This is a genomic window from Pseudomonas sp. R28(2017) (genome assembly GCF_002112505.1).
Lineage (GTDB): Bacteria > Pseudomonadota > Gammaproteobacteria > Pseudomonadales > Pseudomonadaceae > Aquipseudomonas.
This window is the reverse complement of the sequence record NZ_NEHW01000001.1, coordinates 463,217-476,982: the sequence shown is the minus strand read 5'-3', so window position 1 is coordinate 476,982 and position 13,766 is coordinate 463,217. Positions and strand designations below refer to the sequence as shown.

The window sequence follows — 13,766 nt, the reverse complement described above, 5'->3', positions numbered from 1 at the left end:
CGTGGCTTTTTTCATGGCTGTTTCGGCAGGTCGCTGTCGATGGCAAGCTCCTGCAGTACCTCAGTGAGGTTGAGGTCTACAGCCAATGCCAGGAAACTCACGTCACCCTCGTCACTGACGGGGAACACTTTCGCTTCGGTGGCCGCCCTGAGCACCACCTGATCACCGTGCATGACGTGCAGTTGCGAGCCGTCGGCCATTTCCAGCGTCAGGCTTCCCGAGGTGGCGAACAGCAGCAGGTCGCTGCCCGGGGTCAAGTGCGCAGCCGCCTGCAGGTGGCGGTACTCGGCGATCCAGCCATCGCGCAGGAACGTCTTGCCCAAGGCATAGGCCAGCGAGCATTCCAGCGACAGGTCAGCCATTTCGTCGATCACCCGGTCACGAGGAACCTTGGGCATCAGGCGGGAAAATTCACTCAGGTTGGTCAGGGTGACTTTCCGGCGTGCAAGGCTCATAGCGGTTTCCTTTTCAGATCCAGGCCTCAAGCCAGCAGCGTGATCGCCACGTGCCCGGCGACGCCGGCACACACGCTGTAGATCAGGCTCCTCGACCAGTAAGCGACGATGACCACCGGAATGGCTGCCAGCAAGTCGGCATTCAGGCCCAGCAGCGAGCCATCCTTGGCCACCAGCAGGGCGGGTACGGTGATGCTGGCGATGATCGCCACCGGCAGGTATTCAATGACGTCATTGAACAGCTTGGGGGACTTCTCCATCTTCAGCAGAAACGGTGTGGCACGGGTCAGGTAGGTGATGGCAGCCATCAGCATCACTGCCGCGATCAGGTAGTTCTTTTCAGGCATAGCCCTGCTCCACAGCCTACGGCGGTTGCGATGAATACGTTCAAGGGCGAGGGCGCAAACATGTTCAGCAGGCAGGTGGTAACGATCACCACCAGGGCGATGACGGCCTTGGTGAAGGTGCTGCACAGCGATATCAGCACGAAGATCATCATGGCCGTCAGCGCATAGTCCAGCTTGAACTGGGAAAACCGGTTCAAGGCATCCGAAGCCACCGCGCCAAACACAGCACCGGCGATCCAGCTGGCATGGCAATAGGTATTGAACTGCAGCAGATAACCAGGCGAAGTCGGCCTGCCGTTTTCCAGGCGTTGGCTGTGGAAGGCAAAGGACTCATCGGTCAGGCCGAACGCGTACAGCAGCTTCTGCGGCTTGCTGATCGGCAGTTGTGCGCTGCGTTTGGACATGTACATCGCCATCAGCATGTGCCGCGAATTGATCAGCAAGGTCGACAGGGCAATGGTGAGCAGCGGCGCGCTGGTGGTCATCAGTGCCAGGGCGGCGAACTGCGCTGCCCCGGCGTAGACGAACAGGCACATGGCAGCCGGCAGCCACAAGGGCAGGCCGGCGTTGATGCACATGACACCGAACACGAAGCTGACGACGAAGTAGCCGGTGACGATCGGCAGGGCGTCGACCAGGCTCTCCTTGCGCGAGGTGGTCAGCAACACCGACGAGGTCACAGGTCGACCTCGCAGGTGATTTCACCACGGGTCTGCAGGAAGCCTTGTTTCTGCCAGAAGCTCAGGGCGTTGGCGTTGCCCTCTTCGACGAACAGAAACACCCGGCGAATGCCGTGCTGGCGGAAATCGCTGAGGATCGAATTGGCCAGTGAGGTGCCGATCCGGCTCTGGCGATAGTCCGGCGCCACCGCCATGTGGTTGATGGTGCCCCGGGTGCCCATCAAGCCGCCCGCGACCGCGCCGACGATGCTGCCGGTCTGGTTCTCGGCCACGTAGCAATAGGTATGCTCGGTGCCGAGCAAACCTTTGAGCAGCCCTTCGTCTTGCCAGTCACAGAACGAGGTTTCTTCGAAGCAACGGAAGAAATCGACGATCTTGCGGGCATGGAAGGGGGTGGCTTTCTTGATGCTCAGGCCATTGATGCGTTCGGCCGTGAACGGCTTCGGCGCCGTGCCGATGTAACTAGTCGATAATGTCATGCTCGCTGCCCGGTCGAGAGAAGGAAATGGCGATGATCTGCCGGTAGCCCATTTCGGAGTCGCTCGGGTTGGTCGCCGGCGTGACGTAGTGCTGCAGTTCGCGATCGAGGAAGTAGGTGGTGTCGAGAATATTCAGGTAAGTACCGGAATCGATCACATTCGACTGTTTGTCGTAGATGTTGCTGGTGGCACCCTCAACGTTGTGGCGGCCCCAGAAGTGCACGCCGCTGAACGGGTAGCCGTCGCAGTGAATACCTTCGGGCGTGATCTCGATCTGCGCCCCTGGCTTGATTTCGATACGGATCTGGTGCACCTGGCATTGCCAGTTGACTGTGTGCAGCTCTTTTGGCAACACGGCCTTGTATACGTCGAAGTCCAGGCGAATCAGCGAACGCAGGATCGGTGAGTTGAAGACGTCGGCGGAAATATCATCGAAATGACGCGCCATGCCGCCGACATAGGTGTTGTGTGCCTCGGATTGTTCATAGGCACGGTGATTGAGTTGGCACAGTTCGCCGGTGACCGGGTTGAAGTCGAAGTCACTGTAGCGGCGGTAGCGAGTGCCCTTGTCGGCTTGCCCGTAATAACGGTCTACACCCATGGTTTCCCAACTTTTGGAAAACTCGACAAACTCTTTGAAGCCGCCGCTCAACGCGTAGTCGCTGCCCATGACATTGACCGTCTTGTTTTGTCGCAGGGCAGTGTCGATGTTTCTGTTCAGTGTCAGCATGGCCATCTCTTCTTATAGAAAACTGGCAAAAATCTAACAGTTGAATCAGGCGCAGAAACTTCACTTTTTTTTGACGTGCCTCAACCGTTGCTTGTACCCGGTCGGCGTGCACCGTTAGCGGGCAGACAGTGCCGGCCGTTGTGCGTTATCCTCGTGGCTTTCGTAGGCGGTCTGCGTCGGCGGAAAATGGGGAGGGAGATTGAATGGACATCAAGGTGCTCAAAAACATCGTGAACGTTGCCCGAACGGGGTCGATCACCGATGCGGCCGAACAGGTGCACGTCACGGTACAGGCCTTGGCCGCTCAGTTGAAAAAGCTCGAAGATCATTGCGGCTTCAAGTTGTTCGACCGGACCAACAAAGGGGTCTCGCTGACCCAGGAGGGCGTGGGCATCCTGCCGCATGTCCTGGAAATCGTACGTTCCTCCGAACGCATGCAGCTGAAGATCAACCAGTTGCGCCAGAGCCGCAACCAGCGCCTGCCGTTGCGCGTTGCCTTGAACAGCACGCTGTCGATGGAGATCAATCAGCAGATCATGGCCGGCGTGGTCAGCAAGCTGTCAGGCTACAGCCCTATCTTCAGTTGCTCGGAATCGCCCGACAACCTGACCAAGCTGGCCAAGGACGAAGCGGACATGGTGGTGGTGCTGGGTGACAGCGTCCCCGAGAACTATCATTCGGTGCCGCTCAAGGGTTTGCGCATCGAAGTCGTCGCCTCGTCATCCAGCCATGACCGTTCGGCGCCCTGTGCGGTGATCAAGCCATTGCCCGAGTGCCCCTATTCCTCGATCTTTTCCCGCTTTGCCGAGCGCCGGCCCGGCATGCTGGAGGCTGCAACCGTGTTCCACTCCGGCAGTGAGATCGTCAGTGTTTCCATGATCAAGAGCTTTGGCGGCGTGGGCGTGCTGTCGCGTGCGGTGGCCGAGGCCAACGACCTGTCCATCTGGCCTGGCTTCTCGGACTTTCTCGATGTGTACCTGATCATGAAAGAGCCGTGGATCATCGAAGAAGAGTTCCCCCTGTTTGGCGCGGTTCCCACACCCATACGCAGCTTTGACGCCATCAGCGCCTGAGCTTGCAGTGCAGCACGCAGAAGCCACGGGAGAACCTGTGGCTTCCTCTTTTCAGCGGATAAACCACTGATCGGAATGTCGTCGTCGGCCCAATAAAAACATATTTTGATGCTTAAATTAATCTTGTCAGTCGATCCCCTCCAGGAGGGTGCCGTCATGAACATCAAGATTGCCGCCTTACTGCTGCTCGCCCTGTGCGCGCAGCCGGCATGGAGCCAAAGCTACTCCTCTTCCCCTGCAACCCCCGCCGCCAAACCCGCTCAGTCCGGGGCAATGACCACGCGCATGGCCCTGCGCGACCTGTGGGTCGAGCACATCTTCTGGGTCCGCAACTATGCCGTCGCCAACCAGGCTGGCAATGCCAGGCAGGCCGAAGTCGCCGCCAACGAAGTGGTGGCCGACGCCACCCGGATCGCCAACAGCATCGCCCCGCTGTACGGTCAGACCGCTGCCGATCAGTTGCTCAAGCTGCTGGCTGGCCACTGGGGCGCGATCAAGCATTACAGCGATGCCACCGTGGCCAAGGACAAGAAGGGCCAACAGGCTGCCGTCAACGACCTGGGCAGCAACGCCAAGGCCATTGCCGCGTTCCTGGCCAACGCCAACCCCAACCTGCCGGAGCAGACCCTGCTGACCTTGCTCAGCGCCCACGGTGGCCACCATGTGGCGCAGATCGATCAGCTGGCCGCCGGGGACTATGCGGGCGAGGCGCGAACCTGGGCGATGATGCGCGAGCATATCCTGACCTTGTCCGACGCCCTCACGGCGGCGCTGGTCAAGCAGTTCCCGGACAAGTTCTGATGCTCGAAGGCCTGGGGCGTACGCAACAGGACCTGCTCCACGCGTTGCTGCATCAGCCAGCCGGCATGAGCATCGACGAGCTGGCGCAGGCCCTGGCCGTTACCCGCACGGCGGTGCGCCAGCACCTGGCCGCCCTGGAACGCGACGGCCTGGTCAAGCGTGGCGCGACTCGGCCCACCGGGCGCCGGCCGGAGCAATTGCACCAGCTGAGCGAGCATGGCCGCGAGCTGTTCCCGCGGCAGTATCCGTTGCTGGCCAACCTGCTGATTGGCGAAGTGGCTGGCTTGATGGGGCAGGACGCCTTGCTGGCGCTGATGCGTCAGCTCGGGCGCAAGCTGGCGGCGGACATGGAGCCTGAGGTGGTGGACGAAGGGCGGATCGTCGAACACATGAATGCGGCGGGGTATGAAGCCGAGGTGTTTTTCCGTTCTTCAGGCGAGCCGCAGATCGTGGCGCACAATTGCGTGTTCCATCACCTGGCCAAGGCCCATCCGGTGGTGTGCGAGCTGGATCTGGCCTTGATCGGCACGCTCGGTGGCGCCGAGGTCAGCCATGAGGAATGCATGTTGAGAGGCGGGCAGGTGTGCCGCTTTGCCCTGCGCAAGGCATGATGTTGCCTGCACCGGCCTCTTCGCGGGCAAGCCCGCTCCCACAAAGAAAGTGCAAAGCCAGAGGGCCGCACCGTACCTGTGGGAGCGGGCGAGCCCGCGAAGAGGCCGGCACGGGCTGAAATCAGTTCTGCCGCAGTATGCAGTCCAGTAACCCGGGAAACCGCTCGGCCAACATTTCGCTGCGCAGCGAATTCATGTGGGTGGTCCCGACATTGCGGGTATGCACCAACCCCGCATCGCGCAACACGCGAAAATGGTGCGACATGCTCGACTTCGGCCGCCCGCCATCGAGCTCGCCACAGCTGGCCTCGGCCACGCCCGCCAGGTGGCGGACGATGCCCAGGCGCACCGGGTCGCTCAGTGCGTAGAGCACACGCTCGAGAATCAGGTCTTCAGGGTTGGGGTGTTGGTAGGCTCGCATGGCCCACATGATAACGGGGGTTTCATTAATTGCCATAGTTCGATTATGATCGAACTATCGTATTCAGATGACTCCCGGAGCTTGCCCATGCCTGCCCTGTTCCAACCCTACTCCCTCAAAGATGTCACCTTGCGCAACCGCATCGCCATTCCACCGATGTGCCAGTACATGGCCGAGGACGGCCTGATCAACGACTGGCACCAGGTGCATTACGCTGGCCTGGCCCGGGGCGGCGCCGGCCTGCTGGTGGTCGAGGCCACCGCCGTGGCGCCGGAAGGGCGTATCACCCCCGGCTGCGCCGGGATCTGGAGCGACGCCCATGCCCAGGCCTTCGTGCCGGTGGTGCAGGCGATCAAGGCAGCAGGCTCGGTGCCGGGCATCCAGATCGCCCACGCCGGGCGCAAGGCCAGCGCCAATCGCCCGTGGGAAGGTGATGACCATATCGCGGCCGACGATGCCCGTGGTTGGGACATCATCGCCCCATCGGCCGTCGCCTTTGGCGCGCACCTGCCGAAGGCTCCGCGCGAGATGAGCCTTGACGACATCGCCCGGGTCAAACAGGATTTCGTCGACGCCGCCCGCCGTGCGCGCGATGCCGGTTTCGAGTGGATCGAACTGCACTTCGCCCATGGCTACCTGGGCCAGAGCTTCTTCTCCGAGCACTCCAACAAACGCACCGATGCGTACGGTGGCAGCTTCGAGAACCGCAGCCGCTTCCTGCTGGAAACCCTGGCGGCGGTGCGCGAGGTGTGGCCGGAAAACCTGCCGCTGACCGCGCGCTTCGGTGTGCTGGAGTATGACGGTCGTGACGAGCAGACCCTGGATGAGTCGATCGAGTTGGCACGCATGTTCAAGGCGGGTGGCCTGGACCTGCTGAGCGTCAGCGTTGGCTTCACCATTCCTGAAACCAACATCCCATGGGGCCCGGCGTTCATGGGGCCGGTTGCCGAGCGCGTGCGTCGTGAGGCGGGCCTGCCGGTGACGTCGGCGTGGGGCTTCGGTACGCCGCAGCTGGCCGAGGCGGCCTTGCAGGCCAATCAGTTGGACCTGGTATCGGTAGGGCGTGCGCACCTGGCCGACCCGCATTGGGCGTACTTCGCGGCCAAGGAACTGGGTGTGGAGAAGGCCTCCTGGACCTTGCCGGCACCTTATGCACACTGGCTCGAGCGTTATCGCTGAGTGAACCGGGGGCTGCTTTGCAGCCCTTCGCGGGCAAGCCCGCTCCCACACTGCCCTCAGGTCTTGTGCTATCCCTGTGGGAGCGGGCGTGCCCGCGAAGAGGCCGGTACAGGCTAGAACCGATCCAACCGGTAAGCCGCTGTCTCCGGCCCCGCTGACTGCTCCGCCATCCGCCCCACCCATTCCGCCGTCACCGCCGCCTGGGTCAGCCCCAGGTGCTGATGCCCAAACGCAAGCAGCACGCGCCCATCGCACACCCGATCGATCACCGGCAACGAGTCCGGCAACGATGGCCTGAAGCCCATCCAGGGTGTAGCCCCTTCAACACTCAGTTCCTGCTGGAACAACCCTTTGCTCAACCGGTGCAACTGCCATGCCCGCTGCATGCTCGGCGGCGCATCGAGCCCTGCGAACTCTACCGTGCCGGCCAGGCGCAGCCCGTCCGCCATGGGCGTCATGATGAACTTGCGCTCTAGCGAGGTGACTGCGAATGGCAGCCGCTGCTGCTCCTGCGGCAGCATCAGGTGGTAACCGCGCTCGGTGTCCAGCGGCACAGTCTTGCCGGTCAGCGCCGCCGTCAACTGTGCCGAATGTGCACCGCAACTGAGCAGTACCTGGCGCGCCTTGAACGTGCCCTGGTCACTGGCCAGGCTGACCCCGTTGCCGTGCAGTTGCCCACCCGCAACCCGCGCCTGGACGAAACGCACACCGCTGGCCCTGGCAGCCTCGAACAGTGCACACACCACCCGGTACGGGTCGATGAAGTGCCCGGTATGCGGGAAGAACAAGCCACCCAGCAGCGCAGGGTTGAGTTGCGGTGCTGCCTCGCGCACGCTTTCGGCCGACCAGAAATCCACCGCCACATTCTGCTGCTGCATGCGCGCCTGCAAGGCTTGCAGCGCCTGGCGCGACTCGGGCCGTTCGAACACCAGCAGCGAGCCATCTTCCCTGAACAGCTCGTTGCGCCCGATCGAGCCGAGCAAGCGCCGCCAGGCCCCCAGGCTGCCTTCATTCAGCGCGCGGATACCGGCCACACTGCGCTGGAACGGCGCCGGGCGCAGGTTGAGCAGTAGCCGGGTGAACCACGGCATGGCCTTGGGCAGGTACTTCCAGTCCAGGCGCAGCGGGCCCATCGGGTCGAGCAGCATGCGCGGCAGGCGCTTGAGGATCGACAGGTCGGCGATCGGGAACACCTGCTCGGTGGCCAGGTGCCCGGCATTGCCATAGGAGGCACCGTGGCCGGGGGACTGGTGGTCGAGCAGCAGCACCCGCCGCCCCTGGCGGGCCAGTTGCAGGGCGCAGGCCACGCCGACGATGCCGGCGCCCACCACGGCGATATCGGTTTCAGGGGTGTCGACCATGCTCAATCTTCCCGTCTACCGTCGAGCAAACGCCGCAGCTGCAACGGGTTGCCGTGCTGGAGCGCCAGTGGCAACAGGGCATCGGGGAAGTCCTGGTAGCACACCGGGCGCAGGAAGCGCAGGATCGCCGCCGTGCCGACCGAAGTGGTGCGGGCGTCGGAGGTGGCCGGGAACGGCCCGCCGTGGACCATCGCATCGCACACCTCGACACCGGTCGGCCAGCCGTTGACCAGAATGCGCCCGGCCTTGCGTTCCAGGGTCGGCAGCAGGGCGCGGGCGCTGTCGATATCGGCATCATCCAGCTGCAGCGTGGCGGTCAGCTGGCCTTCGAGGTGCTCGGCCACCTGGCGGACCTGTGCGTCGCTGGCGCAGGCCACCACCAGTGAAGCCGCGCCGAATACTTCGGCCTGCAACGCCGGGTCGCTGAGAAACGCTTCGGCCTGGGTCACGAACAGCTGCGCCTGGCACTGGTTCGGCCCTTGTTGTGCCTGCCCGCTGGCGGCAACGGTGGCGTTGGCGTTGCTGGCCAGGGCGCCGATGCCAGCGGCATAGGCGCTGAAAATGCCAGGGGTGAGCATGGTCTGCGCGGCGGCCTGGCGCACGTGCTCGCTGGCCGCGTCGATGAAGCGCTGCAGCGCCGGCCCCTGGCGGGCGATCACCAGGCCGGGGTTGGTGCAGAACTGCCCGGCACCTTGGGTCAGCGAGGCAACGAAGCCTTGCGCCAACGCTTCGCCGCGGGCCTCCAAGGCTGCGTCAAAGAGGAACACCGGGTTGATCGAACTCATCTCGGCGTAGACCGGTATCGGTTCCGGGCGCGCCTGGGCTGCCTGGCACAGGGCAAGGCCCCCACTGCGCGAGCCAGTGAAACCGACTGCCTTGATGCGCGGGTCGCTGACCAGGGCAATGCCGACTTCACGGCCGGCGCCGTACAGCAGCGAGAACACGCCCTCGGGCAGGCCGCAGTGTTTGACGGCGCGGGCCACGGCCTGGCCGACCAGTTCGCTGGTGCCGGGGTGTGCGGCATGGGCCTTGACCACCACCGGGCAACCGGCGGCCAGCGCCGAGGCGGTGTCGCCGCCGGCTACCGAGAACGCCAGGGGGAAGTTGCTGGCGCCGAACACCGCCACCGGGCCCAGGGCCACCTGGCGTTGGCGCAGGTCGGCGCGTGGCAGCGGCTGGCGCGCGGGCAGGGCGTTGTCGACCCGCACATCCAGCCATTCGCCGCTGCGGACCACGCGGGCGAAGGTGCGCAGTTGCGTGCAGGTGCGGCCACGCTCGCCCTGGATACGCGCCTTGGGCAGGCCGCTTTCGGCGACGGCGCGGTCGACCAGCGCATCGCCAAGGGCTTCGATCTCACTGGCGATGGTTTCAAGAAAATGGGCTCGCTGTTCCAGCGAGGTTTCGCGGAAGCTGTCGAACGCTGCCCAGGCCAGTGCGCAGGCCTGGGCCACGTGTTCGCCGGTGCCGCCGGCGTAGGCGGGTTCGAGGGCCTGGTTGGTGGCCGGGTCGATGGCGCGGATCGCGTCGCGGCTGCCGGGCACGGCGGTCTGGCCGATCAGCAGGTTGCCTGTCAGGGTCATGGAGCGTCCTTTGAATTGGATGTGAGGCTAAGGCGGTCCCTGTGGGAGCGGGCGCGCCCGCGAACACCGGCGAAGCCGGTGCCAGGCAGCGAGTCGCCTGCTCCCACAGAGAACGCAGTGGTTGCTTAGGCCAGGTTCTGCTCGGCCGACCAGCTGGCGTACCACTTGCGGAACAACGCGTACTGCTGCTCGGCGTAGTTGCGCTGGGCGTCGGTCAGCACGTCGGTTTCGTTGAAGTGCAGGCTGTACTCGGTGTCGCCGTTGAGCACCATCAGGTGCTTGTAGTAGAGCACCAGGTCGCAGCCTTCATCGAACGACGACAGCACCGCCAATGCAGCCTCCAGCTCACGCGCCAGGCGGCGGGCCTTGGCGTCGCCCTTGGCGGCCTGCTTGCTCAGGCTCACCAGTTGCAGCACTTCACGCGGCAGGGCATTGCCGATACCGGTGATGGCACCGGTGGCGGCGCAGTTGACGAAACCATGCACCACCTGGGTGTCGACGCCGACCATCAGGGTCACGTCGTCATCCTTCGAGGTGATGTGTTCGGCGGCGTAGCGCAGGTCGGCGCCACCGCCGAACTCCTTGAAGCCGATCAGGTTGGGGAACTCGCGGCGCAGTTCAAAGAACAGGTCGGCGCGGGTGGCGAAGCCGTAGTAGGGGCTGTTGTAGATCACCGCCGGCAGCTTGGGCGCGGCGGCGAGAATCGCCGAGAAGTGGTGTTTCTGGGCGATCAGCGAAGCGCCGCGGCTGAGCACGCGGGGGATGACCATCAGGCCGGCGGCGCCAACCTTGGCCGCGTGGGCAGCATGGGCCACGGCTTCACGGGTGTTCACCGCACCCGTGCCGACAATGGTCGGGATCCCGGCGGCCACCAGGCGGGCCACGCCTTCCTGGCGCTCGGCTTCGGTCAGCAGTGGCCAGTCACCCATCGAGCCGCAGTAGACCACCGCGCTCATGCCGGCCTCGATCAGCTCGCGGCCCTTGCGCACCAGGGCGTCGAAGTCCGGCTTGCGCTCGGCGGTGCAGGGGGTCATGAGGGCGGGCATGGTGCCGGTGAAGATGTTGTCGGTCATTGTTGTCACTCCTGGCGATATTCACTGGTTTAAAGGGCCGGGTTCAGATGCCCCAGGCGAATGGATCCTGCTCGTCGATCAGCAGGGTGCTGTCGGCGGTCATGTAGGCGCGGCCGGTGATGAACGGGCGAATGCGTTCGCCGTCGCGTTCGTAGCGGCCATGGAACTGGCTGCCGGTGATGCTGGCCTGGACCCAGGTCTGGCCTTCTTCGAGCTTGCCATCGGCGGCCAGGCAGGCCAGTTTGGCGCTGGTGCCGGTGCCACAGGGCGAGCGGTCGTAGGCTTTGCCGGGGCACATGACGAAGTTGCGGCTGTCGGCATGGGCGTCGTCGGCGAACAACTCGACATGGTCGATTGGCGCGCCGTTTTCGCCGGTGATGCCTTGGGCTTCGAGGGCCTTGAGCATGGCCCAGGTGTACTCGGTGAGGGCTTCGCGGTTGTCCAGTTCGACGCGCTGGCCGTGTTCGGCGACCAGGAAGAACCAGTTGCCACCCCAGGCGATGTCGCCGTGCACCACGCCGTGGCCCGGTACGTCGACCGCCACCTGCTGGCGGTAACGGTAGGACGGCACGTTGCCGACGGTGATGGCGCCGTCTTCGTGCAGGGTGGCGCTGACCTGGCCGACCGGCGTGTCGATCTTGTGCACGCCGGGCCCGATCAGGCCCAGGTGCTGCAGCGAGGCGACCAGGCCGATGGTGCCGTGGCCGCACATGTTCAGGTAGCCGGCGTTGTTGAAGAAGATCACCCCGCAGGTGGCGTCGGCCGAGACCGGCGGGCAGTACAGCGCGCCGACCAGCACATCGTTGCCGCGTGGCTCCAGCAGGCAGGCACGGCGCCACTGGTCGTGCAGCTCGCGCAGTTCGTCACGCTGCTCGGCCATGCTGCGCCCCTGCAGGTGCGGGAAACCGTTCATCACCAGGCGGGTCGGTTCGCCGCCGGTGTGGGAGTCGATGACGTGAATCTGTTTCATGGGCGTGTCCATTGCTTGAAGGGTCAGGAGGCGACGGCGGCGGGGCGGCCGGTATAGGTTTCGGCGCTGGCTTCGCTTTCATCGTCCCCTTCCAGGCGCACCAGGTGAGCCGGTACGCCGGTGGCCGCGCCCCAGTAGTAGATGCCCAGGGCGCAGGCGGCCACGGCCAGGGTGTCGAACGGGTGGCCGAGCACGCCCAGGCCGCCGAAGCTGCCCAGCCAGGACAACAGGATGGTCACGGCGTAGAAGCCGATCAGCCAGGCCGAGGAACGTACTTGCTGGGCCAGCGACAGGTGCTGGGTCGGGACGAAGCGGCCGCACAGCAGGTACAGCACGAACATCACGATCTGCAGGGCCAGCAGCCAGGACACGGTGTTCCAGCCCGACCAGTAGACGATCAGCGCGGCGATGATGAACGACAGCGGGCCGAGCACGCCCATGCCCTTGACCCGGAACGGGCGCGGCATGTCCGGCGCATTGCGGCGCAGGGCGGCGACGGTGACCGGGGCCACGGCGTAGCTCAGTACCAGGGCGGCGGACACCACGTTGATCAGCGCTTCCCAGGAAGGGAACGGCAGGGTCCAGAACACCGACAGGCCGAAGGTCAGCCACAGCGCCGGGCGCGGGATGCCGGACTCGGCGTCGATGCGGGTGAAGTACTTGAAGAAGGTGCCGGTCTGCGCCCAGCCATAGACCACGCGCGGGGTGGCGTTCATGTAGATGTTGCCGCAGCCGCTGGGCGAGATCACCGCGTCGGCCACCACCAGGTAGGCCAGCCAGCCGACCCCCAGGGCCAGGGCGATGTCACGGTAGGGCAGGGCCAGTTCCTTGGTCACCGCGGCCCAGCCGTTGGCGAGCATCTCGGTCGGCACGCTGCCAAGGAAGGCCAGTTGCAACAGGGCGTAGATCGCGGTGGACAGCAGCACCGAGAGGATCAGCGCGATCGGGATGGTGCGCTGCGGGTTCTTCACCTCGCTGGCCACCGAAATGATCGGCGTCAGGCCCAGGTAGGCGAAGATGATGCCACCGGCGGACACTGCCATTTCCACGCCGGACAGGCCGAACGGGGCGAAGCCCTGGACCTCGAAGTTCTCCGGCTTGAAGAAGCTGAACAGCACGCCGATCACCAGCAGCGGCACGATGAACTTGAACACGCTGACCAGGTTGTTGGCCTTGGCGAAGGTCTTCACGCTGCGGTAGTTGAGGAAGAAGAACAGCCCCAGCAAGGCGAACTGCACCAGCCAGCCGAGCACGGTCGGGTCGCTGGAGCCGACCTTGGTCAGCCCGGGGAACCAGGCTGCGGCGTACTGGCGCGAGGCGACCACTTCGATGGCGATCAGGCTGGAGAAGGCGATCAGAGTGATGAAGCCCATCAGGTAGCCGAGCAGCGGGCCGTGCGAGTACACCGGGTAGCGCACCACGCCACCGGCACGCGGCAGGGCGGCGCCGAGTTCGCAGTAGACGATGCCCAGCAGCAGCACGGCGAAACCGCCGAGGAACCAAGAGAGGATACCGGCCGGGCCGGCGATGGCCGAGACGTGGCTGGCGGCGAACAGCCAGCCGGAGCCGAAGATGGCCCCGAGGCCGATGAAGGTGAGGTCGAGCAATGACAGCTGTTTCTTGAATTTGCCTGACATGGGTGCGCCTTTTTGTAGGTTTTGGATAGGCAGGTCTGATGTCACGTATTGCGGCTTGTTACGGCCGCGCTCTTGTAGGTGTTGGGCGGCTTGCGTGGGGCATAGAGTGGACCCGAAAGGGGCAGGGGTTCTTGATGGTTTTCTGCAGGAGCGATGACGAAATTGGCACAGTTGCAGAAAATACTGGCGCTTTCATGAGGCGGGTAGATAGGCTGTAAGGCATACCGCATAAGGGCTGTAGAGATGTGTTAGTGCTGCTGGCCTCTTCGCGGGCAAGCCCGCTCCCACAGGTACAGCACAGGGTTTGAAATCAGTGGGGGCCCTGTGGGAGCGGGCTTGCCCGCGAAGAGGCCAGTGCAGCCAATAGAG

General features: G+C 64.4%; 15 protein-coding genes. 4 read left to right on the top strand and 11 right to left on the bottom strand.

All coding sequences use genetic code 11. The features are described from left to right. Nucleotides 1–11 precede the first annotated feature (11 nt). From CAF78_RS02175 to CAF78_RS02155, 5 genes are read right to left on the bottom strand one after another with little or no spacing between them, the layout of a single operon-like run. Nucleotides 12–455 (bottom strand): hypothetical protein, encoded by a 444-nt coding sequence (locus CAF78_RS02175; protein WP_085675702.1) that lies wholly within the window; start codon nucleotides 453–455, stop codon nucleotides 12–14. Between the two features lie 26 nt (nucleotides 456–481). Further along, nucleotides 482–802: an AzlD domain-containing protein gene (locus tag CAF78_RS02170; protein WP_027918627.1), complete on the bottom strand. Its 321-nt coding sequence runs from the start codon at nucleotides 800–802 to the stop codon at nucleotides 482–484. Continuing rightward, nucleotides 781–1,482, bottom strand: coding sequence for an AzlC family ABC transporter permease (locus tag CAF78_RS02165; RefSeq protein WP_256573926.1), 702 nt, complete (start codon nucleotides 1,480–1,482; stop codon nucleotides 781–783). Before CAF78_RS02165 ends, CAF78_RS02170 begins: the two co-directional genes overlap by 22 nt. Beyond that, nucleotides 1,479–1,961: a GNAT family N-acetyltransferase gene (locus CAF78_RS02160; RefSeq protein ID WP_085675703.1), complete on the bottom strand. Its 483-nt coding sequence runs from the start codon at nucleotides 1,959–1,961 to the stop codon at nucleotides 1,479–1,481. Before CAF78_RS02160 ends, CAF78_RS02165 begins: the two co-directional genes overlap by 4 nt. Further along, nucleotides 1,945–2,691 (bottom strand): 2OG-Fe dioxygenase family protein, encoded by a 747-nt coding sequence (locus CAF78_RS02155; protein WP_085675704.1) that lies wholly within the window; start codon nucleotides 2,689–2,691, stop codon nucleotides 1,945–1,947. Before CAF78_RS02155 ends, CAF78_RS02160 begins: the two co-directional genes overlap by 17 nt. Before the next feature lie 203 nt (nucleotides 2,692–2,894). Between CAF78_RS02155 and CAF78_RS02150 the strand changes: the two genes are divergently transcribed. The 3 genes from CAF78_RS02150 (at nucleotide 2,895) to CAF78_RS02140 (ending at nucleotide 5,176) form a co-directional block, all read left to right on the top strand. After that, nucleotides 2,895–3,764 carry a LysR family transcriptional regulator gene (locus tag CAF78_RS02150; protein ID WP_085675705.1) on the top strand — a complete coding sequence of 290 codons (870 nt, stop codon included), beginning with the start codon at nucleotides 2,895–2,897 and terminating at the stop codon, nucleotides 3,762–3,764. 156 nt (nucleotides 3,765–3,920) lie between these two features. After that, entirely contained in the window at nucleotides 3,921–4,565 is a 645-nt protein-coding gene (locus tag CAF78_RS02145; protein WP_085675706.1) for a hypothetical protein, read from the top strand. Further along, nucleotides 4,565–5,176: a metalloregulator ArsR/SmtB family transcription factor gene (locus CAF78_RS02140; protein ID WP_085675707.1), complete on the top strand. Its 612-nt coding sequence runs from the start codon at nucleotides 4,565–4,567 to the stop codon at nucleotides 5,174–5,176. The genes CAF78_RS02145 and CAF78_RS02140 overlap by 1 nt, the downstream gene beginning before the upstream one ends. A gap of 121 nt (nucleotides 5,177–5,297) precedes the next feature. Here the strand turns inward: CAF78_RS02140 and CAF78_RS02135 are convergent, their stop codons facing one another. Next, nucleotides 5,298–5,633 carry a helix-turn-helix transcriptional regulator gene (locus CAF78_RS02135; protein ID WP_085675708.1) on the bottom strand — a complete coding sequence of 112 codons (336 nt, stop codon included), beginning with the start codon at nucleotides 5,631–5,633 and terminating at the stop codon, nucleotides 5,298–5,300. Between the two features lie 51 nt (nucleotides 5,634–5,684). Between CAF78_RS02135 and xenA the strand changes: the two genes are divergently transcribed. Further along, a complete protein-coding gene (xenA, locus tag CAF78_RS02130) occupies nucleotides 5,685–6,776 on the top strand; it encodes a xenobiotic reductase XenA (protein ID WP_085675709.1) in 1,092 nt (363 codons plus the stop codon). A gap of 113 nt (nucleotides 6,777–6,889) precedes the next feature. Here xenA and CAF78_RS02125 read toward each other — a convergent pair whose 3' ends face one another. The 5 genes from CAF78_RS02125 to CAF78_RS02105 form a co-directional block, all read right to left on the bottom strand. Then, a complete protein-coding gene (locus CAF78_RS02125) occupies nucleotides 6,890–8,137 on the bottom strand; it encodes an FAD-binding oxidoreductase (protein WP_085675710.1) in 1,248 nt (415 codons plus the stop codon). A 2-nt stretch (nucleotides 8,138–8,139) separates the two neighbouring features. Continuing rightward, nucleotides 8,140–9,717: an aldehyde dehydrogenase (NADP(+)) gene (locus tag CAF78_RS02120; RefSeq protein WP_085675711.1), complete on the bottom strand. Its 1,578-nt coding sequence runs from the start codon at nucleotides 9,715–9,717 to the stop codon at nucleotides 8,140–8,142. A gap of 125 nt (nucleotides 9,718–9,842) precedes the next feature. Continuing rightward, the gene (locus tag CAF78_RS02115) at nucleotides 9,843–10,790 is read right to left on the bottom strand and encodes a dihydrodipicolinate synthase family protein (protein ID WP_085675712.1); all 948 of its coding nucleotides are present in this window, start codon (nucleotides 10,788–10,790) and stop codon (nucleotides 9,843–9,845) included. Nucleotides 10,791–10,833: 43 nt separating this feature from the next. Beyond that, nucleotides 10,834–11,760 (bottom strand): 4-hydroxyproline epimerase, encoded by a 927-nt coding sequence (locus CAF78_RS02110; protein WP_085675713.1) that lies wholly within the window; start codon nucleotides 11,758–11,760, stop codon nucleotides 10,834–10,836. A gap of 23 nt (nucleotides 11,761–11,783) precedes the next feature. Next, the gene (locus CAF78_RS02105) at nucleotides 11,784–13,397 is read right to left on the bottom strand and encodes an APC family permease (protein ID WP_085675714.1); all 1,614 of its coding nucleotides are present in this window, start codon (nucleotides 13,395–13,397) and stop codon (nucleotides 11,784–11,786) included. Nucleotides 13,398–13,766: the final 369 nt, after the last annotated feature.